The organism is Burkholderia sp. WAC0059 (genome assembly GCF_002870125.1).
In the GTDB taxonomy this organism is placed as follows: Bacteria; Pseudomonadota; Gammaproteobacteria; order Burkholderiales; family Burkholderiaceae; genus Paraburkholderia.
Map to the genome: position 1 here is coordinate 115,592 of NZ_PNEO01000008.1, position 24,073 is coordinate 139,664.

Annotated in this window: 20 protein-coding genes and 3 tRNA genes; 14 read left to right on the plus strand and 9 right to left on the minus strand. The window is 68.9% G+C overall.

Translation table 11 applies throughout. From position 1 onward, the window contains the following. Window positions 1-11: 11 nt before the first annotated feature. From CY652_RS10325 to earP, 3 genes are all read right to left on the minus strand, one after another. Window positions 12-1,397 carry a sigma-54-dependent transcriptional regulator gene (locus CY652_RS10325; RefSeq protein ID WP_102130608.1) on the minus strand — a complete coding sequence of 462 codons (1,386 nt, stop codon included), beginning with the start codon at window positions 1,395-1,397 and terminating at the stop codon, window positions 12-14. Window positions 1,398-1,803: 406 nt separating this feature from the next. Then, a complete protein-coding gene (efp, locus tag CY652_RS10330; RefSeq protein WP_102130609.1) occupies window positions 1,804-2,361 on the minus strand; it encodes an elongation factor P in 558 nt (185 codons plus the stop codon). Window positions 2,362-2,532: 171 nt separating this feature from the next. Next, window positions 2,533-3,735, minus strand: a complete 1,203-nt coding sequence (earP, locus tag CY652_RS10335) for an elongation factor P maturation arginine rhamnosyltransferase EarP (protein ID WP_102130610.1) — start codon at window positions 3,733-3,735, stop codon at window positions 2,533-2,535. A 192-nt stretch (window positions 3,736-3,927) separates the two neighbouring features. Here earP and uvrC point away from each other — a divergent pair, with 192 nt between their 5' ends. From uvrC to otsA, 8 genes are all read left to right on the plus strand, one after another. After that, window positions 3,928-6,123, plus strand: a complete 2,196-nt coding sequence (gene uvrC, locus CY652_RS10340; protein WP_102130611.1) for an excinuclease ABC subunit UvrC — start codon at window positions 3,928-3,930, stop codon at window positions 6,121-6,123. Window positions 6,124-6,228: 105 nt separating this feature from the next. Next, the gene (pgsA, locus tag CY652_RS10345; RefSeq protein ID WP_102130612.1) at window positions 6,229-6,822 is read left to right on the plus strand and encodes a CDP-diacylglycerol--glycerol-3-phosphate 3-phosphatidyltransferase; all 594 of its coding nucleotides are present in this window, start codon (window positions 6,229-6,231) and stop codon (window positions 6,820-6,822) included. A 147-nt stretch (window positions 6,823-6,969) separates the two neighbouring features. Continuing rightward, a tRNA-Gly gene (locus tag CY652_RS10350) sits at window positions 6,970-7,045 on the plus strand. 56 nt (window positions 7,046-7,101) lie between these two features. Beyond that, window positions 7,102-7,177 (plus strand) — tRNA-Gly (locus CY652_RS10355). A gap of 125 nt (window positions 7,178-7,302) precedes the next feature. Then, window positions 7,303-7,376: transfer RNA gene (locus CY652_RS10360), tRNA-Cys, on the plus strand. A gap of 128 nt (window positions 7,377-7,504) precedes the next feature. Then, window positions 7,505-8,023 (plus strand): GNAT family N-acetyltransferase, encoded by a 519-nt coding sequence (locus CY652_RS10365; RefSeq protein WP_102130706.1) that lies wholly within the window; start codon window positions 7,505-7,507, stop codon window positions 8,021-8,023. Window positions 8,024-8,241: 218 nt separating this feature from the next. After that, complete coding sequence (otsB, locus tag CY652_RS10370) at window positions 8,242-8,994, plus strand: trehalose-phosphatase (protein WP_102130613.1); 753 nt, start codon at window positions 8,242-8,244, stop codon at window positions 8,992-8,994. Between the two features lie 64 nt (window positions 8,995-9,058). Beyond that, window positions 9,059-10,507, plus strand: coding sequence for an alpha,alpha-trehalose-phosphate synthase (UDP-forming) (gene otsA, locus CY652_RS10375; protein ID WP_102130614.1), 1,449 nt, complete (start codon window positions 9,059-9,061; stop codon window positions 10,505-10,507). A gap of 103 nt (window positions 10,508-10,610) precedes the next feature. Here otsA and CY652_RS10380 read toward each other — a convergent pair whose 3' ends face one another. Further along, window positions 10,611-12,449 carry an ABC transporter ATP-binding protein gene (locus CY652_RS10380; RefSeq protein ID WP_102130615.1) on the minus strand — a complete coding sequence of 613 codons (1,839 nt, stop codon included), beginning with the start codon at window positions 12,447-12,449 and terminating at the stop codon, window positions 10,611-10,613. A 639-nt stretch (window positions 12,450-13,088) separates the two neighbouring features. Here CY652_RS10380 and CY652_RS10385 point away from each other — a divergent pair. The 3 genes from CY652_RS10385 (at window position 13,089) to CY652_RS10395 (ending at window position 15,923) form a co-directional block, all read left to right on the plus strand. Continuing rightward, window positions 13,089-14,147 carry a glycosyltransferase family 4 protein gene (locus CY652_RS10385; RefSeq protein WP_102130616.1) on the plus strand — a complete coding sequence of 353 codons (1,059 nt, stop codon included), beginning with the start codon at window positions 13,089-13,091 and terminating at the stop codon, window positions 14,145-14,147. A 188-nt stretch (window positions 14,148-14,335) separates the two neighbouring features. Then, entirely contained in the window at window positions 14,336-15,250 is a 915-nt protein-coding gene (locus CY652_RS10390) for a hypothetical protein (RefSeq protein ID WP_102130617.1), read from the plus strand. Window positions 15,251-15,461: 211 nt separating this feature from the next. Continuing rightward, entirely contained in the window at window positions 15,462-15,923 is a 462-nt protein-coding gene (locus CY652_RS10395) for a DUF2214 family protein (RefSeq protein WP_102130618.1), read from the plus strand. Here CY652_RS10395 and CY652_RS24650 read toward each other — a convergent pair. Further along, window positions 15,920-16,225 (minus strand): hypothetical protein, encoded by a 306-nt coding sequence (locus tag CY652_RS24650; protein ID WP_219723723.1) that lies wholly within the window; start codon window positions 16,223-16,225, stop codon window positions 15,920-15,922. The two genes, CY652_RS10395 and CY652_RS24650, sit on opposite strands and share 4 nt — an antisense overlap. Here CY652_RS24650 and CY652_RS10400 point away from each other — a divergent pair. Next, window positions 16,212-17,045 carry an alpha/beta fold hydrolase gene (locus CY652_RS10400; RefSeq protein ID WP_258002264.1) on the plus strand — a complete coding sequence of 278 codons (834 nt, stop codon included), beginning with the start codon at window positions 16,212-16,214 and terminating at the stop codon, window positions 17,043-17,045. The two genes, CY652_RS24650 and CY652_RS10400, sit on opposite strands and share 14 nt — an antisense overlap. 71 nt (window positions 17,046-17,116) lie before the next feature. On the opposite strand, the gene CY652_RS10405 is transcribed toward CY652_RS10400, so the two are convergent. The 4 genes from CY652_RS10405 to CY652_RS10420 form a co-directional block, all read right to left on the minus strand. Beyond that, window positions 17,117-18,259, minus strand: coding sequence for a porin (locus tag CY652_RS10405; protein ID WP_102130619.1), 1,143 nt, complete (start codon window positions 18,257-18,259; stop codon window positions 17,117-17,119). A gap of 184 nt (window positions 18,260-18,443) precedes the next feature. Further along, a complete protein-coding gene (locus tag CY652_RS10410; RefSeq protein WP_102130620.1) occupies window positions 18,444-19,262 on the minus strand; it encodes an ABC transporter ATP-binding protein in 819 nt (272 codons plus the stop codon). Next, window positions 19,259-20,392, minus strand: coding sequence for a FecCD family ABC transporter permease (locus CY652_RS10415; protein WP_258002265.1), 1,134 nt, complete (start codon window positions 20,390-20,392; stop codon window positions 19,259-19,261). The genes CY652_RS10410 and CY652_RS10415 overlap by 4 nt, the downstream gene beginning before the upstream one ends. Before the next feature lies 1 nt (window position 20,393). After that, a complete protein-coding gene (locus CY652_RS10420; RefSeq protein ID WP_102130622.1) occupies window positions 20,394-21,599 on the minus strand; it encodes an ABC transporter substrate-binding protein in 1,206 nt (401 codons plus the stop codon). Window positions 21,600-21,763: 164 nt separating this feature from the next. Between CY652_RS10420 and CY652_RS10425 the strand changes: the two genes are divergently transcribed. Both CY652_RS10425 and CY652_RS10430 read left to right on the plus strand, forming a co-directional pair. Beyond that, the gene (locus CY652_RS10425) at window positions 21,764-22,507 is read left to right on the plus strand and encodes a response regulator (RefSeq protein ID WP_102130623.1); all 744 of its coding nucleotides are present in this window, start codon (window positions 21,764-21,766) and stop codon (window positions 22,505-22,507) included. Continuing rightward, the gene (locus tag CY652_RS10430) at window positions 22,504-24,015 is read left to right on the plus strand and encodes an ATP-binding protein (protein WP_102130624.1); all 1,512 of its coding nucleotides are present in this window, start codon (window positions 22,504-22,506) and stop codon (window positions 24,013-24,015) included. The genes CY652_RS10425 and CY652_RS10430 overlap by 4 nt, the downstream gene beginning before the upstream one ends. Window positions 24,016-24,073: the final 58 nt, after the last annotated feature.

The following is a 24,073-nucleotide window of genomic DNA, read 5'->3' on the forward strand; positions in this document are numbered from 1 at the left end:
GTTGCCGTTCATCAATTCAATCGCATCCGCTGGAGCTTGTTGTAGAGCGTCTTCGGGCTGATGCCGAGCAGCGACGCCGCCCGATGCCGGGTGCCGCCCACGGCGTCGAGCGTCGCACGGATCAGCATTTCCTCGACGTCGGCCAGCGGCGTGCCGACGGCCACCTGCACCCGTCCACCGTTCAGCTCGCGCGTGCCGGCCGTGCCGTTCTCGCCTGCGTGCAGCGACTCCAGCACTTCGTCCGAGGCATGCCAGGCGCGTTGCACGCGCTCCTGCAGCTCGCGCACGTTGCCGGGCCAGTCGTAGGTCAGGCATTCGCGGATGAACGCTGGCGAGACGCGTCGCGTCGTGCCCGTCAGCCCGCGCGCATGGGTGTCCTGATTCAGCTCGTCGACGAAGATTTCGGCCAGCAGCGCTGCGTCGTCGTCGCGCTCGCGCAGCGGCGGGAGCGCGACCGCCGCCGCGTCGAGACGCAGCCAGAGGTCCGCGTGCAGCAAGCCCTGCGCGACGGCCTCGCGCGGCGCGGCGCGCGTCGAAGCCACGAGCCGGAAGTCGGTGCCGACCTCGCTGCTGCCGCCGACCCGCATGAAGGTCTGCGAGTCGAGCGCGCGCAGCAGCGCGATCTGCCCGTCGAGCGGCAGGCTCGTCAGCTCGTCGACGAACAGCGTACCGCCGCTCGCCTGATCGACGAGCCCGGGTTCGCGCTGCTCGGCGCCGTTGAACGCGCCGGGCTCGTGGCCGAACAGCACGCTCGCGAACGGCCGGCCGGACGCCGCGCCGGTCGCGACGGCGCGGCCGTCGCAGACGACGAAGGGCCCCTTGCGGCGTCGGCTTAGCTGGTGCAGCGTGCGCGCGGCCACTTCCTTGCCCGTCCCGGCCTGGCCGTGAATCAGGACGGCGCTTTCGGTCGGCGCGAGCTGTTCGAGCGCGTCGTAGACGTGCTGGATGACGTTGCTGCGGCCGAGCATCGGTCCGAAGCGGCCGATGCGCCGCAGTGCCGTGCGCAGCGCCCGCACTTCCTCGGTCAGCTCGTAGGGGCGGGGAATGCGCGCGAGCAGGCTGCGCAGGCGCGGGATGTTGACGGGCTTGAGCAGATAGTCCCAGATGCCGTGCCGCAGTCCTTCGATGGCGCTCTCGACGGTGGCGTTGCCCGTCATCACGATGACCGGCAGCGATCCGCCCGGCGGCTGCGCGGGCAGGTGCTGGAGCAGTTCGAGGCCGCTGCCGTCGGGCAGGTTCAGGTCGACGAGCACGACGTCGGGAATGAAGCGGGCGAGCGCGGCGCGGGCGTCGGCGAAGGTGCCGGCGGTGTCGACCGAGAAGCCGTCGGCGGCGAGTATCGCGGACAGGCCGGACAGGCTGTTGGGGTCGTCTTCGACAATCAGTGCGTGTGGCATGGTAGACGCGGCATTACGGAGAATCGGGAACGGGCCGCGATCCCGCGCGCAGTCCGTACGCGCGCGCGGCGGTCGCGGCGCGCGCCGGCTGCGCACGGCGGCATGCGCGCTTCGCCGGGGCGGCTCGATGCGGTCTGGATAGCAGTCCTCGTCGTTGGGACATCGAAAGAAATCGGTCGGGCCGATCCCGTCTCATGCGATCAAGCAGGGAGCATGCCACGAGCGTGGAACGGTCCGGCAGCACGGCGTACCGGACCACGGCAGGGCGAGCGGACCGGCGCGGCACGAACGACCCGGTAAAGTTTTCCCACAAGAGTCTCAAACATACACGCTCGTGCCGAAAAGAAAAAGCGCCCGGCAGGGCGCTTTCTTTTTTTCGCGGCGGCGCAGCACGAAGCTGCGGCGATTATGCGCGGCTGCGGTACTCGTTGGTCCGCGTGTCGATTTCGATCTTGTCGCCGATGTTGCAGAAGAGCGGCACCTGGAGTTCGAAGCCCGTGTTCAGTTTCGCGTTCTTGAGCACCTTGCCCGAGGACGTGTCGCCCTTCACGGCCGGCTCCGTGTAGACGATCTCGCGCACGAGCGTCGTCGGGAGTTCGACCGAGATCGCCTTTTCGTTGTAGAACACGACTTCGCAGGCCATGCCGTCCTCGAGGTAGTGGAGCGCGTCGCCCATCATCTCGGCTTCGACTTCGTACTGGTTGTAGTCGGCGTCCATGAACACGTACATCGGGTCGGCGAAATACGAGTAGGTCACTTCCTTGCGGTCCAGCACGACGACGTCGAACTTGTCGTCGGCCTTGTAGACCGTTTCCATGCCCGCGCCCGTCAGCAGGTTCTTGAACTTCATCTTGACGACGGCGGCGTTGCGGCCCGATTTGTTGTACTCGGCCCGCTGCACGACCATCGCGTCGCTGCCGATCATCACGACGTTGCCGGTGCGGAGTTCCTGTGCAATCTTCATAAAAACAGTCCTGTCCAGAATGTAGGTAGTTCGGGTGTTGCTCAACGGCGAGCGTCGCAGGGCGGCGGCGCAAGGCAGTAAATGTTGCTCGACTGCGCTGCGGGTTCCTGATCCCTCTCCTGCGTCCCCTCTTTTCTTCCTTTCTAACACCGGCTGCCGTTGGATAACCGCTTATTTTAACTGATTTTTTGCGAATTTCGCCAGATTGCCGGCGAGGTCGCCGGCCTGCGCGAGTTCGACTGCCCAGGCGGCCGCGCGTTCGCGCAGTCCGGCCAGATGCCGGGCGAAATCGGCCCAGTCGGGCGTGCCGCCGCCGTTCCATGCGTGCCAGAAGCGGGCCAGCGCTTCGCGCGGCGCCGCCGGCAGCGCGCGCGCGTAGTGGTCGAGCGCGGCGTCGAGCTTCGGCAGATGCGCGTCGTCGGCCTGCGGGTAGATATGCCAGACGAAAGGCTTCGCCGCCCATTGCGCGCGCACAAACGAATCCTCGCCGCGCACGAAGTTGACGTCGCTGGCCCAGAGCAGCGAGTCGTAGCCGCGCTGGTCGGTGAAGGCGAGGCCGTGCGCACGCAGCGCGCCGCGCCGGGCATGGGCGAGCGCGCCGAACGACGGCAGCCCGAAGAAACGGGCCAGCGCCCCCGAAATACGGCCCTGCGGCACGAGCAGCACGACCGGCGCCGCGCCGTCGCGCCATTGGGCGAGCAGGCTGTCGACGGCCGGGTTTTCGTAGGAGAAGAGCGAGATCACTGTCGCCTCCGGCTCCGGCGGCGGCCCGCCCGTCGCGCGATGCCACCACGCGGCGCGCGCTTCGGGCGAGTTCTCGAAGGCCGCGCGCGCGGCGTCGAGGTCGCGCTCCTTGAGCACGCCGCCGGTGCCGGGTCCGAGGCCGGGAAAAAAGAACGTTTTCGTGAGCGCGTAGCGCGGATGGGGCGAGGGACGCAAATGGAAATCGGCCACCCAGTCCTCGGCGCTCAGGTATTCGAGGTTCAGCCAGACCGGCGGACGGGCCCGCCGGGCCATCGCGGCGACGTAGACGGCCGGCAACTCGCAGGCGAACGCCTCGATCACGACGTCGGCGATGCGCAACGTGTCGCCCGCGTGGGACGGTTCGCGCCAGTGCTCGACGGTGATGCCTTCGATCCCCTCGACTGTCTGCACGGCCTGCTCCGTCGACAACGTGGAGCACAGTTTCTGGAACGCGTGCAGGTCGTCGACGAAGAGGCGCACCTGCCAGCCGTGCTCCACCGCCAACTGCCGGGCGAGACGCCAGCACACGCCGATATCGCCGAAGTTGTCGATGACCGCGCAGAAGATGTCGCAGGCGAACGGCGGCGCGGTCGGTGCGGCAAGGCTGGATGGATTGGTGGCGTTGGACATGGGCGCATCGCGATGCCGTGCGCGGGCGCCGGCGGCACGACACGCGGCCCGCAGGGCGGGCCATTGCCGCGGACCGTGCGCCGGGCTCGGGCAGACGCGGAATGTTCTAAACTGACGATTCTAAAGCACGCCCGCGGCCACGTCCGGGCCGCGCGATCCGGCGCGGCATCCGTGGCCGCCCCCCGATTCTGGATGACCGATTCCGACGTTTTCGAACCCAAAAAGGCGCTCGCGCAACTGCCGCACCTGCCGGGCGTCTATCGCTACTACGATGCCCAGGGCACGGTGCTCTACGTGGGCAAGGCCCGCGATCTGAAGAAGCGCGTTTCGAGTTACTTCACGAAGACTCTGGCGTCGCCGCGCATCGCGCTGATGGTGACGCGGATCGCCCGCATCGAGACCACGGTGACGCGTTCCGAGGCCGAGGCGCTGCTGCTCGAAAACAATCTCATCAAGGCGCTCACGCCGCGCTACAACATCCTTTTTCGCGACGACAAGTCGTATCCGTACCTGAAGCTGACGGGCCACCGCTTTCCGCGCATGGCCTATTACCGCGGCGCCGTGGATCGCAGCAATCAATATTTCGGCCCGTTCCCGAGCGCCTCGGCCGTGCGCGAGAGCATCCAGATCCTGCAGCGCGTGTTCCAGTTGCGCACCTGCGAGGACTCGGTGTTCAACAACCGCACGCGGCCGTGCCTGCTGCATCAGATCGAGCGCTGCACGGCGCCGTGCGTCGGCGCGATCGGCGAGGAGGACTATGCGCGCGACGTGAGCAACGCGTCGCGTTTCCTGCTCGGCCGGCAGAGCGAGGTGATGAACGAGCTCGAGCAGAAGATGCACGCGTTCGCCGCCGAGCTGAAGTTCGAGCAGGCGGCGGCCGTGCGCAACCAGATGAGCTCGCTTGCCACGGTGCTCCATCAGCAGGCGATCGAGACGGGCGGCGACAGCGACGTCGACATTCTCGCCGTGGTGGCGCTGGGCGGCCGGGTCTGCGTGAATCTCGCGATGGTGCGCGGCGGCCGGCATCTGGGCGACAAGGCGTATTTCCCGGCGCACGTGGAAAGCGCGCTGACCGACGACGAGGGCGGCGTCGGGCTCGCGTTGCCGGGCGGCAGCGCGAGCGCGGGAATACCGCCGTCGTCCCTGGGCGCGGACGAGGCGGACGGCCGCGAAACGGGGCTGGACGATGAGGCGGCCGATGGGATGCTCGACGACGTGCGGCCCGACCCGCTCGGGATCGCCAACGATTTGCCGCCCGAGGCGGGGGCGGACGATGCCGGCGCGGCAAACCTGGCCGAATTCGCGGAGACGGACGAACCGGACCGCGAAACCGGAGCGCTCGCGCGCGGCGCCGGCATCGAGCCCGAGGTGCTCGACGCGTTCATCGCCCAGCATTACCTCGGCAATCGCGTGCCGCCGGTGCTCGTGGTCAGCCATCCGCCGGCGAATCGCGAGCTGATCGACGTGCTCGGCGAGCAGGCCGGGCATCGCGTGGCGCTGCTGCGTCAGCCGCAGGGCCAAAAGCGCGCCTGGCTGGCGATGGCCGAGCAGAACGCGCGGCTCGCGCTGGCCCGGCTGCTCTCGGAGCAGGGTTCGCAGCAGGCCCGCACGCGCACGCTCGCGCAGTTGCTCGGCCTCGAACCCGACGATCTCGCGCATCTGCGCATCGAATGCTTCGACATCAGCCACACGATGGGCGAGGCCACCCAGGCGTCGTGCGTCGTCTATCACCACCACAAGATGCAGTCGGGCGAGTACCGGCGCTACAACATCGCGGGCATCACGCCCGGCGACGACTACGCGGCCATGCGCCAGGTGCTCACGCGGCGCTACGAGAAGATGCTCGCGCAGTCGGCCCGCAACGAGGCCGACTGCGCGCTGACGGGCGAGGACGGGCCGGACGCTCCGTCCGGCGGCGCGGAGCCGGTCGCGGCCGGCGGCACGCTGCCGAACGTCGTGCTGATCGACGGCGGCAAGGGCCAGGTCGAGATCGCGCGCCAGGTGTTCACCGAGTTGGGCCTCGATCCGTCGATGCTGGTCGGCGTGGCGAAGGGCGAGGGACGCAAGGTCGGGCTCGAGACGCTCGTGTTCGCCGACGGCCGCGCGCCGCTCGAACTCGGCAAGGAAAGCGCGGCGCTGATGCTGGTCGCGCAGATTCGCGACGAGGCGCACCGCTTCGCGATCACGGGCATGCGCGCGAAGCGCGGCAAGACGCGCCAGACTTCGCGTCTCGAAGAGCTCGAAGGCGTCGGGGCGAAGCGCCGGCAACGTTTGCTCGCGCGGTTCGGCGGCCTGCGTGGCGTCATGGCGGCGAGCGTGGACGACCTCGCGAGCGTGGACGGCATTTCGCGCGCGCTGGCCGAGCAGATCTACCGGCAGCTACATTGATCCGGCGGCAACGGCGGCGATCCGCTCCGCGTCCGCTTACAGTTGCTTGTGACTGGTGCTGCGACACGGCACAATTGCAACTCCGTTGACTGACCGCACCCGCCGATGCCGTTCAATTTCCCGATTTTTCTGACGTGGCTGAGGATCGTCCTGATCCCGCTCGTGGTCGGCGTGTTCTACCTGCCCGACACCGTGCTGAGCCCGATGCATCGCAATGCATTGGCGATGGCGGTGTTCGTGCTCGCGGCGCTGACCGACTGGTTCGACGGCTTTCTCGCGCGCAAATGGAACCAGACCTCGTCGTTCGGCGCGTTTCTCGACCCCGTGGCCGACAAGCTCATGGTGACGGCCGCGCTGCTCGTGCTCGTGCAGCTCGCGCGCCTCGACGCGGCGATCGCGCTCGTCATCGTCGGCCGCGAGATTGCGATTTCGGCGCTGCGCGAGTGGATGGCGCAGATCGGCGCGTCGAAGAGCGTCGCGGTGAATTCGCTCGGCAAGTTCAAGACGGCCTGCCAGATGGTCGCGATTCCGATGCTGCTGTTCTACGCGCCGCTGCCGCTCGGCATCCTGACGCTCGACACGCGCGTCTGGGGCATGTGGCTCATCTACGTCGCGGCGTTCCTGACGATCTGGTCGATGCTCTACTACATGAAGCTCGCGTGGCCGCAGATTCGCGAGCGCGGCGACGGCGGGGCCTGAGCGCCGATGCGCCGGCGCGCGGAAGGGCTTGACACATTTTGGCGCCTTATCCATAATCTCGTTTCTCCGGTGCGGCGGATTTTTGTGCCGGATCGGCAGCAGGAAAGAAGGTGCAGGAAGGCGGTAATCATGCAATGCGCATGCAGTGCGGGAGTAGCTCAGTTGGTAGAGCGCAACCTTGCCAAGGTTGAGGTCGCGAGTTCGAGACTCGTCTCCCGCTCCAGATCCGGAATGCCCGTTTTTCCGCGTTTGCCGTGACGTCGTCGCATGCAGGACCATGCGGGAGTAGCTCAGTTGGTAGAGCGCAACCTTGCCAAGGTTGAGGTCGCGAGTTCGAGACTCGTCTCCCGCTCCAGATACCCGGGGAAGCAGCAGCGCTTCCCTTTTTGTTTGGCGGGCCGTAAGAAGGCCACGTATTCAACCTCTGTCGGGCCGTTGCGGGCACCCTGTTTCCGCGGCCAAGCCGGCAGTTCCGCTTCTGGCGCGATAGCAAAGCGGTTATGCAGCGGCCTGCAAAGCCGTGTAGGCCGGTTCGACTCCGGCTCGCGCCTCCAGATTCGAAGAAAGCCACCTGCGGGTGGCTTTTTCTTTTTTCGTCCTTTCCCTCGGCCCTCGTGCGCCGTTCGCGGTCCGCGTTGTCGCGTCATAATGCCGGCCTCATCCTTTGCCGCGCGAAGCCGTCATGATCCAGTCGAATCCCGCGTTGTCGTCCGCTCATCTCGAATGGCGCTGGAAAGCCTTCGAAACGCTCGACGCCGTCGAAGTCTACGAGATGCTGCGGGCCCGCGCCGAGGTCTTCGTGGTCGAGCAGAACTGCGTCTACGGCGACATCGACGGTCTCGACCCCGGGGCCTGGCATTTGCTCGCGTATGGCTCCGCGAACGGGCGTCGCGCGCTTGCGGGCTATCTGCGCGTGCTGTTGCCTGATGCGCCCGAGGCTTCCGGTGCGCGCGACGCGTCGGCGGCCGACGTCAGGGTCGGCCGCGTGCTGACGACAGCCGCGTTTCGCGGCATCGGACTTGGCAACGCGATGCTCGAACGCGCGCTCGGACATGTCGCACAGCAGTGGCCCGGCGTGCCGATTCGTCTGCACGCGCAGGCGCACCTGCAGAAATTCTATGGCGCGTTCGGCTTTACGCCGATTTCGGACGTGCACGACGAAGACGGCATTGCCCACGTCTGGATGCGTTCGACGTTCTGATCCTGGCCCGCATGCCGTCGCGCGCGGCCCGTTTCCGCCGATGGCACGCCGGATGCGGGCCGGTCGGCAAACCTTACTTTCTCGAAAATTTGGCCGATGCGCGGTAAGATTCGCAGGCTTTCCCGGGTATCTGTCACCACGATTCCGGCGCGGCGCCGGTCGACCGGCGTTCGTCGGGCACCCACCTGGCCGAGCGGGCCGAGGGCAAAGATCACGCAATGCAACAGGCACTTCCGGATGTCCTGCCGCCTGCCCAGACGGCATTCTTCTTCGACTTCGACGGCACGCTCGTCGAACTCGCCCCGACGCCCGACGGCGTTCAGGTTCGTCCCGAGACGCTGGCGCTGCTCGGCGAGCTGCGCCGCCTGACGCACGGCGCCGTGGCGATCGTGACGGGGCGCGGCATCGACAGCATCGATGCCTTCCTCGGCATGCCGGACCTGCCCGTGGCCGGCCTGCACGGCGCGGAGCGGCGCGACGCGAACGGCGACACGCAGCGCGTCGGCTTCGACGACGAACGGCTCCTGCGCATGGAGCGCGTGCTCGAGGACGTGGTGCGTGCCCATCCCGGCATGCTGCTCGAAGTCAAGGGCGCGGCGCTCGCGCTCCATTACCGCAACGCGCCCGAGCACGAGCCGGCTGCGCGCGCGGCGACCGGGCGTCTCGTCGCGGACTACGCGGACGCCTACGTGCTGCAGCCGGGCAAGATGGTCTACGAGATCAAGCCGAAGGACGTCGACAAGGGCCGCGCGCTGCGCGCGTTTCTCGACGAGCCGCCGTTCGCGGGCCGCCGTCCCGTGTTCGCGGGCGACGATCTGACCGACGAGAAGGGTTTTGCCGTCGCCAATGCGCAGGGCGGGCTGTCGATCAAGGTCGGCGACGGCGACACGATCGCGCAGGCGCGGGTCGAGTCCGTCGACGCGCTCGTCGCCTGGCTGGCCGCCGTCGTCGCGGCGGCGCGCCGGGCATGAGGGCGGGCGCGATCGTCGCGCGCGGCGGCCGGCTTTTCTTTTCTTCGCACGGAGCCCGCCTCTCATGAGCCGCCTGATCATCGTGTCGAACCGCGTCGCGCCGATCTCCGAAGGGGGGCCGGCGGCGGGCGGTCTCGCGGTGGGCGTCTACGACGCGCTCAAGGAAACCGGCGGCATGTGGTTCGGCTGGAGCGGCGACGTGCTCGGCGCGGGGCAGCCGCAGATCCAGCTCGAGGAGCGCGGCCCGGTGACGTTCGCCACGGTCCCGCTGCTGCGGCGCGATTACGACCAGTACTATCGCGGCTTCTCGAACGCGACGCTCTGGCCGGCGTTCCACTATCGTCCCGATCTCGTCCAGTACGACCGCAACGAATTCGGCGGCTACTGCCGCGTGAACGCGTGGCTCGCGCGGCAGCTCGTGCCGCTTCTGCGCGAGGACGACGTGATCTGGGTTCACGACTATCACCTGATCCCGTTCGCCGAGGCGTTGCGCACGGCCGGCGTGAAGAATCGCATCGGCTTCTTTCTGCACATTCCGTTTCCGGCCTCGCAGGTGCTGCTCGCGGTGCCGCCGCATCGCGAACTGGTCAAGGCGCTCTGCGCGTTCGACCTGCTCGGCTTCCAGACCCAGCCGGACCTGCGCGCGTTTTGCGACTACATCGTCAACGAGGCCGACGGCACGGCCGGCCCGGAAGCCGACGGACTGACGCGCGTGCGGGCGTTCGGCCGGTCGCTGCGCGCGTCGTCCTACCCGATCGGCGTCTATCCCGACGAAATCGCCGAGCTCGCCCGCGCCGGCGAGAGCGGCAAGCCCGTGCGTACGCTCAAGGCGACGCTGCACGGGCGCAAGGTCGTCATGAGCGTGGATCGGCTCGACTACTCGAAGGGGCTCGTCGAGCGTTTCCGCGCGTTCGAGCGGTTTCTCGACCAGCGGCCCGCCCAGCGCAACAAGGTGTCGTTCGTGCAGATCGCGCCGCCCACGCGCGCCGACCTGAACGCCTATCAGGACATCCGGCTGCGGCTCGAGACGGAGTCGGGGCGCATCAACGGACGTTTCGCGGAGCTCGACTGGACGCCGATCTGGTACATCCACCGGCAGTACGAGCGCGCCGTGCTCGCGGCGCTTTTCCGCGCCTCCAACGTGGGGTACGTGACGCCGCTGCGCGACGGCATGAACCTCGTCGCGAAGGAATACGTGTCCGCGCAGGACCCGGAGAACCCGGGCGTGCTGGTGCTTTCGTGTTTCGCCGGCGCGGCCCGGGAGCTGGGCGGCGCGCTGATCGTCAATCCGCTCGACATCGACGGCATGGCGGACGCGCTTGCCGCCGCGCTCGCGATGCCGCTTGCCGAGCGCGTGGCCCGGTATCGGGACATGATGGCGCAACTGCGCGAGAACAACGTGTCGGTCTGGCGCGACCGGTTCATGCGCGACCTCGCGGGGGCGGGCACGGCGCAAGCCGGGTCTTCGGAGGGGGAGGGCGCGCGCACGGAGCCGTCGGCGGCGGCAGGATAGGGCGTAGAGGTTTCGCCCTCATGCCCAGGTGACTCATGCGACGGACAAGGGCCCGCTTCGGTCGACGAAGCGGGCCCTGTCGTTTGTGCGTTTGTGCGGCCGATCAGGCCACGTGCTGCTTTTCGTCCGTTTTCTTGCCGCCGAGGTGCAGCGTCGCGCCCTTGCCGTGCTGCTTGGCGAGCAGGTCGCGATAGAGCCCGGGACGGTTGCGCAGCTCGTCGGGGTTGCCGTCGTCGATCACCTTGCCCGTGCTCATCACGATGATCCGGTCGAAGTTTTGCAGCGTGGAGAGGCGGTGCGCGATCGCGATGACGGTGCGGCCCACCATGAGCCGGTCGAGCGCCTGCTGGATCGCTTCCTCCGAGGCGCTGTCGAGCGCCGAGGTCGCCTCGTCGAGCAGCAGGATGGGCGCGTCCTTGAGGATCGCACGCGCGATGGCGACGCGCTGGCGCTGGCCGCCCGAGAGCTTCACGCCGCGATCGCCCACGATCGTCTCGTAGCCTTCGGGCATCGCCTCGATGAACTCGGCGCAGCGCGCCTCGCGCGCCGCCGCGAGCACGTCCTCGCGGCTCGCGTCGGGCCGGCCGTACGCGATGTTCTCGTAGATCGAGCGGTGAAAGAGCGAGATGTCCTGCGGCACGAGCGCGATGGTACGGCGCAGGCTTTCCTGGGTGACGGAGGCGATGTCCTGGCCGTCGATCCGGATCGCGCCGCCCTGCACCTCGTAGAAGCGCTGCAGCAGCGCGAGCACGGTCGTCTTGCCCGCGCCCGACTTGCCGATGAGGCCGACGCGCTGGCCCGGCGCGATGTTCAGGTCGAAATGGTCGAGGATCGGCTTGCGGCCCGGATAGGCGAACGTGACGCTCTCGAATGCGACGCGGCCGCCCTGCGGCACGAGCTCGGTCGCGTCGTCGCGGTCGGGCATGCCGTGCGGTTCGAGCAGCGTCTGCACGGCCTCGGCGAGCCGCGCGATGTGCTGGGTCACGTCGACGAGCGCCACCGCGAGGTCGCGCGTGCCGTGCAGGATCGTGAAGCCGAGCGAGCTGACGAGCACGATGTCGCCCGAGGTCGCGCGGCCCTGGTTCCAGAGCAGCAGCGCCCAGCCGAGCAGGCCCGCCGAGAGCAGCGCGGTGATGACCGCGTGCAGCAGGCGCAGCTTCTCGAGGTAGAGCAGGCTGCCCTCGCGCGCGTCGAGCTCGTCCTGGACCGTGGAGGCGAAGCGCTTCTGCTCGCGAAAGGTCATGCCGAACGCGCGCACGAGGGCCATGTTGCTGATGACGTCGACGAGCTCGCCGTCCACGGCCGCCGCCCGCGTCGCGTAGAAATGGTGCCGGGCGGAGCCGCGGCCGGCGAGCTTGTAGAGGATCACCGAGAGGATCGCCGAGCAGATCAGCAGGCCCGCGGCCATCAGCGGGTTCACGCTGATGATCATGACGATCGCACCCATCACGGCGATGCACGGCGGCAGCACGTTCCAGGCCGTCGTGTTCTCGACCGTGTAGATGGCGTTCGAGGTGGCCGTGATGCGGCTCGCGAGCGTGCCCGGCTGCTTTTCGGCGTAATAGGTCGGCGAATGTCCGCTCAGGTACTGGAACAGGTCGCGGCGCAGGTCGCCCGTCACGGCGACGAACGTATGCGAGGCGAACCAGCCGCCGATGCGCCAGAGCAGGTTGTCGGCGGCGATCAGGCCGACGAGGATCGCGAACGCGCTCCACAGCGGACCCGGATGATGGCGGCCCCCGCCCAGCACGTCGATGAGGTGCTTGATCGCGTATTGCGAGGCGAGCGCGCAGCCGACGGCCGCGAACACGCTGGCCAGCACGATGGCGTGCGCGAGCGGATGGCGGCGGATGAAACGGAAAAGAAACGCGAGCGGCCGCTGCGCGAAGCTCGAGAGCTTCGCGTTGTGGGCATTACGCTGGGCGATGGTGAGATGTTCCAATTGGGCGGATGGTCGTGGACGGGGCAACCCCGTGCAGGGTCATCGGGAAACAGCGGCGTTACGGCAGCCGTGGACGTTTCGGCATTGTAAACATCCATTGGGCAAGGCGCATCGCCTATGGCGTGCGGGACGCGCATCTTATCGCGATGCCGTTGCGATGTGTACGTTTGCCGGACACGTTGTTGCTACAGAGGTTCAACGCGATTGACGATCTTTTTGGAGATACAATGACCAATTTTCCGCGGAGCCGGCCTGCCCAGGTCGCGATTGCCGGAGCCGGCAGCCCGGATGCGGGGCGCCCAGGCTGCGCGCGAAGGGAATCCGAAACCGCCGGAACAGCTTGCCGCCTGCCGGGTCCACTCTGAAACTATCTTTTAAAACAGCGGGTTGCGAAGTGTTTCCCGCCTGTAACAACGTAAAGTTTCTGAAATGTTCGGGCCGCGGCGCCGGTTCGGCACGCATAATGCGCACGCGGACGCCCGGGGACTACTTTTCGATGGCCCGGACGGCCAGACACCCTGCGCATTTCGCGGCGCGTGCCGTTATCCAGTTGGCTGGGAACTCACGCGCTATGCGGGGCGCCGGCCCGAACCAGCAGTCACTTTGCCCGATTGATTACGAGGAAAGGAGTTCACCACTATGCGAATCGCTCAAATTGCTCCGTTGCACGAGGCGGTTCCTCCCAAGCTGTACGGCGGCACGGAACGGGTGGTCTCCTATCTGACCGAGGCGCTCGTCGAACAGGGGCACGACGTCACCCTGTTCGCGAGCGGCGATTCGCAGACCTCGGCGAAGCTCGAGGCATTCTGGCCGCAGGCGCTGCGCCTCGACCCGACGATTCGCGACACGGTGGCGCCGCACATGCTGCTGCTCGAGGAAGTGTTCCGCCGCGCCGACGAGTTCGACGTGCTGCACTTCCACATCGACTACTACCCGTTCTCGCTGTTTTCGCGCCAGCCGGTGCCTTTCCTGACGACGATGCACGGCCGCCTCGACCTGCCGGAGCTGCAGCCGGTATTCAGCTCGTTCAACGAGGCGCCCGTCGTGTCGATTTCCGACAACCAGCGCATTCCGCTGCCGCAGGCGAACTGGCTCGGCACCGTCTATCACGGTCTGCCGCTCGACCTCCTGACGCCGCGCACCGACGTCCAGCCCGGCTACCTCGCGTTCCTCGGCCGGATTTCGCCGGAGAAGGGGCTCGACCGCGCGATCCGCATCGCCGGGAAGGCCGGCCTGCCGCTGAAGGTCGCCGCGAAGCTCGACAAGGCCGACCGCGCGTACTACGACGAGGTGATCAAGCCGCTGATGGCGCTGCCGCACGTCGAGTACATCGGCGAGATCGGCGAGGCGCAGAAGGCCGAGTTCCTCGGCGGCGCGCACGCGCTCGTGTTCCCGATTGACTGGCCGGAGCCGTTCGGCCTCGTGATGATCGAGGCGATGGCGTGCGGCACGCCCGTCATCGCGTTCAACCGCGGTTCGGTGCCGGAAGTGATCGAGAACGGCGTATCGGGCTTCGTCGTCGAGGACGAGATCAGCGCCGTGGCCGCGCTGAATCGCCTGTCGTCGCTGCCGCGCGAAAACGTGCGCAAGGCGTTCGAGGCGCGTTTCTCGTCGCGGGTGATGGCGCAGAACTACGTCGCCGTGTACGAGGAGCTGCTGCGCCAGAAGCGCCGCTCCATGCTGCGCGCGGCCGGCTGACGGTGTCCGCCCGGCCCGCGCCGATGCGGGTCGACGGCGGTCCCGGCCGACCGGCAGGACAACGCCCCGTGTGCCTTCGGCACCGGGGCGTTGTCGCGTCCGGCGCGACGCGTGAGGGCACGCGACAATGTCCCTATAATGGCCGTGCCGCGCGGGACGCGCGGCGCCGATGACGACAGGAGATTGCCTTGGCGGGAACGAAAGACACGCGCGCGGCCGCAGTAGCGGGGGCCGGGACGCTGTTCGCGTTGCGCGCGATCGGGCTCGTGATCCTCGCCCGCTGGCTGTTTTCGATGTCGCAGATGGATATCCTGGCCGCGTTGACCGGCATGGCGTCGTCGCCCTGGGCCTGCATCAATCTCGTCTTCCTGTTCCTGATCGTCTTTCTGCCCGGCGCCCGCGCCCGCGCGGAACGGCCGTTCCATCCGCTGCCGCAATGGCTGCGGCAGGCGCTGCGGCTCTTTGCGCTCCTCGGCTTCCTGTTCGCCGCGTGGTCGATCGGCGCGTTCGTCTGGACGGCCGGCTGGAAGCGCGTGCTGCATGCGATCGCGGAGACCAACGGCTGGCTCGTCGCCGCGCCCGTGCTCTACGTCGCCGTGGTCTGGATCTGCCGGCCGCGCGCGTTGTGGCGGACCAACGTGGCGGCGCGGCGCTTCGCGATCGGCCGCTACGCGATCTCGCTCGATTCGGCGACGCGGACCACCGTCGTCTGGGCGGAAAGCCGCAAGGTCGGCCAGTACGACGCGCGCGAGCTGTCGGTGCGCTGGCCCGAGGCCGCCTATGCGAGTCCGGGCGGTACGGTGGCCAGGGCGGAGCCGACCGGCGGTCGCGCCGACGACGGGAGCGACGGTAGGTGCGACGACGGGGCCGGTTCCGCCGGGGCTGGGGCCGGGGGCGAAACACGGTCCGCGCCCGTTTCCGGCGCCGCTTCGCGCAAGGCCGGCAAGCGCCTTGTCTGGCCGCGCCGGCCGAAGGTCGAATTGCTGTGGAATTCGCCGGCCGCGGCGGGCCACAACCGCCAGACGGTGTTTCGCGCGCCGCTCGTCAGCGACGGCGACCGGACGGCGGCGCGCGCGCTCGACGCGGCGCTCAGGCAGGCGTGATCCGACGGGCCGGCGCGGGCCTCTGACGGGCGGTCGAGTCTTCAGGGCACATTCCCCTGATTTTGGGCGTGTTCGTCGCGGGGCGGCCCGCCGGAAGGGCCTGTTATTGATTGGCGTGAACAGGCCCTGGCGGGTTCGACCCTGATGCCGCCGTCCGGCGCCTCTGCCCGGCTGGGCTTGCCGCCCCGGTTTCGAAAGAGGGGAGATACCTATGATCGTTAGCTGGTTGCTCGCCGCCGTTCATCTGCTTGCGTTCGGTTTCGCGCTCGCCTCGATTCTGCTGCGCTCACAGGGCCTGAGACGCTGCACGTCCACCGAAAACCTGCCGGCCGTCTTCGGCGCCGACAACGTCTGGGGCATCGCCGCGCTCGTGCTGATCGTGACGGGCGGCATGCGCGCGTTCGGCGGCTTCGAGAAGGGCGCGGCGTACTACCTGCACGAACCGCTCTTTCATCTCAAGATGGCCGCGCTGGTGCTGATCCTGCTGCTGGAAATCTCGCCGATGATGACGCTGATCCGCTGGCGCGCCGCGTATCGCCGCGGCGACGTGCCGGATTTTTCCGTCGCGCCGCGTTTCGCGCGGATCGGCACGATCCAGACCGTGCTGCTCGTCGTGATGGTCTTCGCCGCGTCCGGCATGGCGCGGGGCATCGCCGCCGGAGCGGGCGGTTAGCCGACGGGCGGGTTGCGGGTAGATTGCGGGCGGATCGCGGGTGGGTCGTGGTTGGATCGCGGACGATCGGCCCCGCCGCTGCGGCGGCGCAGCATTTGCGCGATACTCGTCGAACGGGCCTCGTCCGCCAGCCGTGCCAGCGCCGCGCAAAGCGCGCCGGCCGGCTGGTGCAGGTACAGGTTCTGCACGCGGCGTTGCTCCGGCGCGCTCCTTTTCCTCGACAGTGAACGGCAAGGCAAACACATCATGGCGGAATCGAATCCGGCGGCCGGATCGGCTGCGGCGCGGATGTCCGACGGCATCGCGCGCGTCGAGTCCCTGGGCTCGCGCGTCAGTTACCGGCTCGAATCGGGCGCGCAGATGCAATGGCGGCGCTTCGGCAGCGGCGCGCCGCTCGTGCTCGTGCACGGCGGGCACGGCAACTGGACTCACTGGATCCGCAACGTCGAGGCGCTGATGGACCGCCGCACGGTCTGGGTGCCCGACCTGCCGGGCTATGGCGACTCCGACGCGTTGCCGCCCGATGCCGGTATCGAGCCATTGCTCGCGGCGACGCTCGAATCGCTCGACGGGCTCGTCGGCGCGCGGACGAGCGTCGATCTGGCGGGCTTCTCGTTCGGCGGCATGGTGGCCGCCACGCTCGCCTGCCGGCGGCCCGTGAACCGGCTTGCGCTGGCCGGCAGCGCCGGCCACGGCGGTCCGCGGCGGCCGCATCCCGAATTGCTCAACTGGAAAAAGGCCGATTCGGCCGCCGAGCGCAGCCGCCGGCTGGCGGCGAACCTGCGGTCGTTCATGCTTTACGATCCGGCCCGGGCCGACGCCGTCGCGCTGGCCTCGTACGAGGACGCCTGTACGCATACGCGTTTTCATAGCCGGGGCATTTCGCTCACGAGCGACCTGGCCGCGCGGTTGCGCGAGAGCGGCGCCGAGGCGCTCTTGATCTGGGGCGCCGAGGACGTGACCGCCGCCGAGCCCGAGACGTTTTCCGCGGCCCTGAATGCGCAGGGCGTGAAGCACGTCTTTGCCAGGATTCCCGATGCGGGGCATTGGGTCCAGTACGAGCAGGCCGACGCCGTCAATGCCCTGCTGCGCGACTGGTTCTTCGGCGCGCGGGACGCGTAGCCGGGCGGCCGCTCGTCCTCGCGATATCGACGCTCGCCGCCCGCCGGACCGGTGTTGCCGGCCGGCCGCCGTCAGAAGCGGTGTCGCATGCCGGCCGCGACGATCACCTGCTGATCCGACGACGAGAGCCCCTGGCCGCTGATGTCGGCCGTCAGCCCGGAGCCGTCGCTCGCGATGTGCTGGTAGCTGGCCTGCAAATAGACGTCGGTGCGTTTCGAGAGGAAGTAGTCGGTCTGCAGCGAGACCTCGTTCCACGACGGATGGTGAGTGCCGCTGCCGTTCGAGAGGCTGGCCTGGGTGAACGTGTATTCGCCGTTCAGCACGAGCGCGGGCGTGAGCCGGTAGCTGCCGTTGATCTCGTAGTTGTCGAAGTCCGCGCCGCTGCCGTTCTCCGCGAGGCCGAGCCCGTTCGAGCCGTTGATCGTCGCGAGGCCGTCCAGTTGCGTGCGGGTCCAGACGAAGCCGAGCCGCGCGGCTCCCCAGTCGTAGTTGGCGCCGGCGCCGTAGATGCGCTGGAGCGCCGCGATGAAAGTCCGCTCCGTGAGCGTGATCGCGCCGCCGGCGTTGCTTGCGCTGCCTGGATTGTTCGCCTGCAGATAGGCGGCGGCGACGCGCAGCGGGCCGTGGTCCCACGAGGCGCCGAAGCTGTAGAGCCGGTTGTCGGCGAAGCCGCCGGCTTCGTCCGAGAAGCTGTAGAGGCCGCCGAACCGGATGCCGTTCCACGACGCGCTCGTGTACTTGACCGCGTTGTTCACGCGAAACGAGTTGTTCAGGTTGTCGTTGTCGAACGGATGCGCGCTCAGGTTGTTGCCGCCGGGCCGGATGCCCGTGAACGATAGCGGCGCCACGTAGTCGACGACCGAATCGTACTGGCGGCCGAACGTGACGGCCCCGTAGCGCGTGTTCGAGAGCCCCGCGTAGGACTGGAAGCCGAACTCGCGGCCGCCCTGGCGCAAGGTGCCGTTGGTCGCGCTGAAGCCGTTTTCGAGCTGGAAGATCGCGCTGTTGCCGCCGCCCAGGTTCTCGTGGCCGGCGATGCCCCAGTGGCTGCCGGTCACGTCGCCGCTCGCGAGTTGCCAGTTCGCCGCGCCGCCCTGGTTGTTCGTGTAGATGAGCCCCGAATCGATGATGCCGTACAGCGAGACGCTGCTTTGCGCGTAGGCCCCGCTCGCGCAGCCGGTCGCCAGCACGGCGATCGCAAAGGTTTTTTTCATGTGCCCTGAAAGTCGAAAAGATGAACCCCGGGACGACCCCGGAACCGATGCGACGCGTCGCCCGCCGCTCCGGCCGGCGGGGCTTGTGTGACGCATCGGGACGATTGGGCGGCTGGCTGGTGATTCGGAGTCCGGATCATGGCCGACGGAACGCGAGGGGCGTTCCGTCGGCCATGCTACGACTCTAGTGGCTGGCGATACCCGTCTGACCGGCGAGACCGTCGATCAGGATCTGGTGGTGTCCGCGCGAGCACGGCTCGATGCGGGCGCGGACGCCGAAAACGGCTTCGAGGCTCTGCGGCGTGACGACTTCGGCGGGACGGCCGAAGCCGACGATGCCGCCGCGATGCAGCAGCATGGCGCGGTCGCACAGCCGCATCGCGGCGTTGATGTCGTGCAGCACGATGACCGTGACCATGTTGCGGCGGCGCGTCTCGGCGCGCAGCAACTGCATCACGTGGAACTGGTGATTCAGGTCGAGCGCGCTCAGCGGCTCGTCGAGCAGCAGCACCTGCGGGTCGCGCACGAGCGCCTGCGCGATGCCGGCGAGCTGGCGCTGGCCGCCCGAAAGCTGGTCGAGCCGCTGCTGGGCGAGCGCGCCGATGCCGAGGCGTTCGAGAATGTCGTAGGCGTGGCCGAGGTCGGCCTCGTTCGCGGCGCCGCTCCAGCCGAGGCCCGGGTTGCGCGTCGCGCGGCAGGCCACCAGCACCGATTCGAGCACTTGCAGCCGCACGCCGGCCGGCAGCGCCTGCGGCAGATAGACGACGCTGTGCGAGCGCGCGCCGGAGACGGACAGCTCGAGCGGCTCGCCGTCGAGCGCGAGGCGGCCGCCGCTCGCGGGCGCGAGGCCAGCGAGCGCGCGCAGCAGCGTGGACTTGCCGCTGCCGTTCGGGCCGAGCAGCGCCGTGAGCTCGCCGCGCGGCAGCGCGTCGGCGGCGAGCGCATCGAGGACGAGCCGTCGGCCGTAGCGCACGCTCAAATCGCGAATCGCGAGGCCGCTCATCGCATGCCTCCCTGTGCGCGCAGCACGATGCCGAGAAAGAGCGGAATGCCGACCAGCGCCGTGACGATGCCCACGGGAATCAGCACGCCCGGGATCAGCGCTTTCGAGGCGATCGAGGCAAGCGAGAGCATCAGCGCGCCGATGAGCGCGCTGCCCGGCAGGTAGAAGCGATGGTCCTCGCCGAACAGCGTGCGTGCGATGTGCGGCGCGATCAGGCCGACGAAGCCGATCGTGCCGACGAACGAGACGGCGAGCCCGGAGAGCAGCGCGACGCGCAGCAACGTGCCGAGCCGCAGCCGCCGCACGTCGATGCCGAAGCTTGCCGCGCGGTCTTCGCCGAGGCGCAGCGCCGTCAGCCTCCAGGCGTTGCGCAGCGAGAACGGCAGCGCGAGGGCGAGCGCCAGCGCGAGCACGCCGATCTTCGGCCAGTCGGCGCGCGCGAGCGAGCCGAGCGTCCAGAATATGAGCCCCTGGAGCGCGTCGGCCGAGGCGACGAACTGCATGAGCGAGACGAGCGCGTGGAAGGCGAACACGAGCGCGATGCCCATCAGCACGACTCCGGAGGCGTTCATGCCGCGCCAGCGCGCGACGGCGTCGAGGATCGCGGCCGAGAGCAGCGCGAACACGAACGCGTTGGCCGACACGATCCAGGCCTGCGGAATGCCCGGAATCGTGACGTCGAGCACGATCGCGAGCGAGGCTCCGAACGCGGCGGCGGCCGACACGCCGAGCGTGTAGGGGCTCGCGAGCGGATTGTCGAGGATCGTCTGCATCTCGCCGCCCGCGAGCCCGAGGCAGGCGCCGACGAGCAACGCCATCACGGCGTAGGGCAGGCGGATCTGCCAGACGATCACGCGCGTGCCGAGGTCGACCGAGGTGTGATCGAACACGGTGCGCAGCAGCGTGCTCACGGGCAGCCCCGAGGGGCCGGTGTTGAAGTCGGCGAGCAGCGAGGCGACGATCAGCGCGAACGTGAGCACGAGCCAGCCGAAGCGGCGGCGCGTGAGGCGCCGGTAGTGGCGCACGCTCGCCGCGTCGCGGCTTGTGTCGAGCTGCGTGGCGCCGCGGCGCTCGGGGGCCGCCGCGCCGGCGTCGACGGGCGCGGCCGGCATCGGGGGAGTCGTCTTCACGTCAGTTCGCCGGTTTGTCGATCCAGTAGGTGCCCGTCGGCGGCACGGCGAGGAAGCGGCGATAGAGCTCGGCCTGCGTGGCGCTCACGTCGAGATTCTTGAACTGCTGCGGATAGAACCACTTCGCGAGCGCCTCGATGGCGACGATGTTGTAGGGCGAGTCGTAGTAGTTGTGCGACAGGCCGTGCGCGCGGCCGTCGTGGATCGCCTTGATCGCGTCGAAGCCGGGGCGCGAGACGAGTTGCCCGAGGCTGCGTTCGGCGTCGGCTTCGCTCGTCAGCGCGCCGACGCGCAGCGCGATCTGGCCGGGCTTCGAGTGGCTGCCGGTCGCGACGTAGACGTCCGGCTGGGCCGCGATGACTTCCTCCATGCTGACGTCGCCGAGCACGCCGGGCACGAGCGGCGCGGCGATGTTGCGCCCGCCCGCCGCCGTGACGAACTCGCCGAAGTTGCCGTTGCCGGCCGTGTGGCAGCAACCGCCTCCCCAGGCGCCCGCGAGCAGGTCGACGAAGACCTTCGGGCGCTGGTTCTCGGGGATGCGGTTCACGACCTGCTCGACGTGCTGCAGATGCGCGCTGTAGAACTGGCTGTAGGCGGCGGCCTCGGCGTTGCGGTGCAGGATCGCGCCGAGTACCTTGATGCTTTGCAGCGTGTCCTTGAGCGGATGCACGCGGAAGTCGACGAACACGACCGTGGTGCCGGCGGCCTCGAGCTGGTCGACGAGCGGATTGTGCTCGCCCGCGCCTTCGCCGACGATGCTGAGGATCGCGACGTCGGGCCTGAGCGCGAGGGCCTTCTCGGGACTCACGCTGGCTTCGCTGTCGCCGCCGATCAGCGGGATCTTCGTGATCTGCGGGAAACGCTGGGCGTAGGACTGCCAGGTCTGCGGGTCGAAGGCGGGCAGGTCGCCCTGCCAGCCGACGATGTGCGCGAGCGGGTGCTGGCCTTCAAGCAGCGCGACGGCCATCAGCAGCCGGCTTTCGCCCAGTAGAATGCGTTGCGGCGCGGCGGCCGGAATGCGCACGGTGCGGCCGGCCAGGTCGGTGATGGTCTGCGGCGCGGTCGCGGCAGCGGCCGGCGCGGCGGTGCCGGGCGCGTTCTGCGCCTGCGCGCCGTGCGGCGCCAGCATGAACAGGAAGACGGCGGCAAGCGCCGACGCGGCGGCGCGCACGGGCTGGCGCACGGCGGAGAGACGGAAAGGCGACATGGACGGGATATACTCGCTTAAACGAGAATGATTGCTATTCGTGGCCGCAAATGTAGCAGCCGGATGTAATGGCGGTGTGTTGGCGCAAGCCCGATTTGTAATGGAATGTGTTGGCGTGCCGACCGGCGACGGCAACGGACAACGACGCAAGAGAAACGAAAACGATGGATCACATACTCGTCGTCGACGACGAACCCCACATCCGCCAGTTGCTGCTCGACTATCTGCAGAGCATGGGCTACCGCGTCACGGCGGTGCCGGGCGGCGCGCAGATGTGGCAGGCGCTCGGCGCCGCGCGCGTCGACCTGATCGTGCTGGACCTGATGCTCGAGGGCGAGGACGGCCTCGACCTGTGCAGCGAACTGCGCCGGCGCCAGCACGTGCCCGTCATCATGCTGAGCGCGCGCGGCGGCCTGCTCGACCGCATCCTCGGCCTCGAGATGGGCGCCGACGACTATCTGCCCAAGCCGTTCGATCCGCGCGAGCTCGTCGCGAAGATCAAGGTCGTGCTGCGTCGCACGCGCCGCGATCCGGCGCCGAACGGCGCAGGCGGCACGAACGGGCCGGGGCCGCAGACCGACGAGGCGGCGACGATCGTCTTCGCCGGCTGGCGGCTCGACACGCGCATGAAGCAGATGCTCTCGCCCGACGGCGTCGTGATCACGCTCGGCGGATCGGACTACCGGACGCTGCGCACGCTGCTCGACCATCCGAACCGGCCGCTCTCGCGCGAGTACCTGCTCGAACGCGTGTTCGGCAAGGAGCGCACGCCGCTCGACCGCGCCATCGACGTCTGCGTGAGCCGCCTGCGTCAGCATCTGCACGACACGGCGCGCAACGCCACGCTCATCCGCACCGTGCGCAACGAAGGCTACATGCTGACGGCCAGCGTGTCCTACGACGAATGAAGTCGCGCACCGCCGCGGACGACGGGACGGGTTGGGCCGCCCGCGCGCGCGCCGTTGCGCGGGCATGCCGGTCGTACGCGTGGCCGCACACGCTCTTCGGCCGGCTCGTCATCATCCTCGTGGCCGGCATGTTCGCGGGCCAGTTGCTCACGAGCACGATCTGGTTCGAGACGCACGACAACCGCGCGCTCGAAATTCCCGTGCGGCTCTTCGCGAGCCGGCTCGCCGACAGCGTCCGGCTTCTCGACGCGACGACGGACCGCGAGGCGCGTCGCGCGCTCGCGAGCCGGCTCGGCGACGCGCATTACACGCTCACGCTGATCGACGGGCCCGCAGCCGAGCCGCCGCTCAACGTTGCCGGGCGGGCGACGCGCGATCTGCTCGCGAGCGTGATGCGCGAGCGGCTCGGCGCCGGCGTGCCGGTGCGTCTTGTCGAAGCGCGCCTGCGCGACGACCGGGGCCGGCCGCGCGGCATCCTCGCGCTGTTCGATTCGTGCATGCCGATGGGCGAGTTCCGCGTCGAGACGCAGCTTGCCGACGGCACCTGGCTCGACGCGCACGGCCTCGAGGGGCAGGCCGGCATGGTGTTCGAGCCGCACGCGCTCGTGCTCGACTATCTGCTGCGCATCTACTTCGTGCGGCTGCTCGCCGTGTTCGCGTTCGCGCTCGTCGCGGTGCGCTTCGCGGTGGGGCCGCTGCGCCAATTGGCCGACGCGGCCCGCGCGCTCGGCCGCGACATCCATCGGCCGCCGCTGCCCGAAACGGGGCCGCTCGAGGTGCGCAGCGCGGCCCGGTCGCTGAACTCGATGCAGCAGCAACTGATCGAGAGCATCGGCACGCGCACGCGCGTGCTCGCGGCCGTCTCGCACGACCTGCGCTCGCCGATCACGCGTCTGCGGCTGCGCGCCGAGATGCTCGGCGACGCCGAGGCGCGCGAGCGGTTCCGCACCGATCTCGCGGACATGGAGGCGATGGTGCAGGCGACGCTCGAATTCGTGCAGGGCGTCGAGGTCACGCAGGCGCGGCACAACGTCGACATCGATTCGCTGCTGCGCGCGCTCGGCGACGACTATGCCGAAGCCGGCGAGGCGGTGAGCGTGGAAGGGCGGGCCGCGCGCCCCGTGCCCGGCTATCCGCGCAATCTGAAGCGCTGCCTGCAGAACCTCATCGACAACGCGATCCGCTACGGCGGCGGCCGCGCGGCGGTGTGCGTCGAAGATAGCGTGCGCGAGCTGCGCATCGTCGTCAGCGACGACGGGCCGGGCATTCACGGCGAGGGAATGCTCGAGCGCGTGTTCGAGCCGTACTTCCGCGTCGCGGGTTCGCGCAACGCGGCGACGGGCGGCACGGGGCTCGGGCTCAGCATCGCGCGGACGATCGCGGTCGCGCACGGCGGCACGCTCGTGCTGCGCAACCGGGCGCAGGGCGGGCTCGACGCGATCCTGACGCTGCCGCGCGAGGCCGCGAGCGCGCAGCGCAACGACGGCGGGCCGGACGAAGGCGTATGACGGCCGCTGCGGCGAGACCCTCGCCAACCCGCGACTCGAAAACGAAAGGGCCGGCATG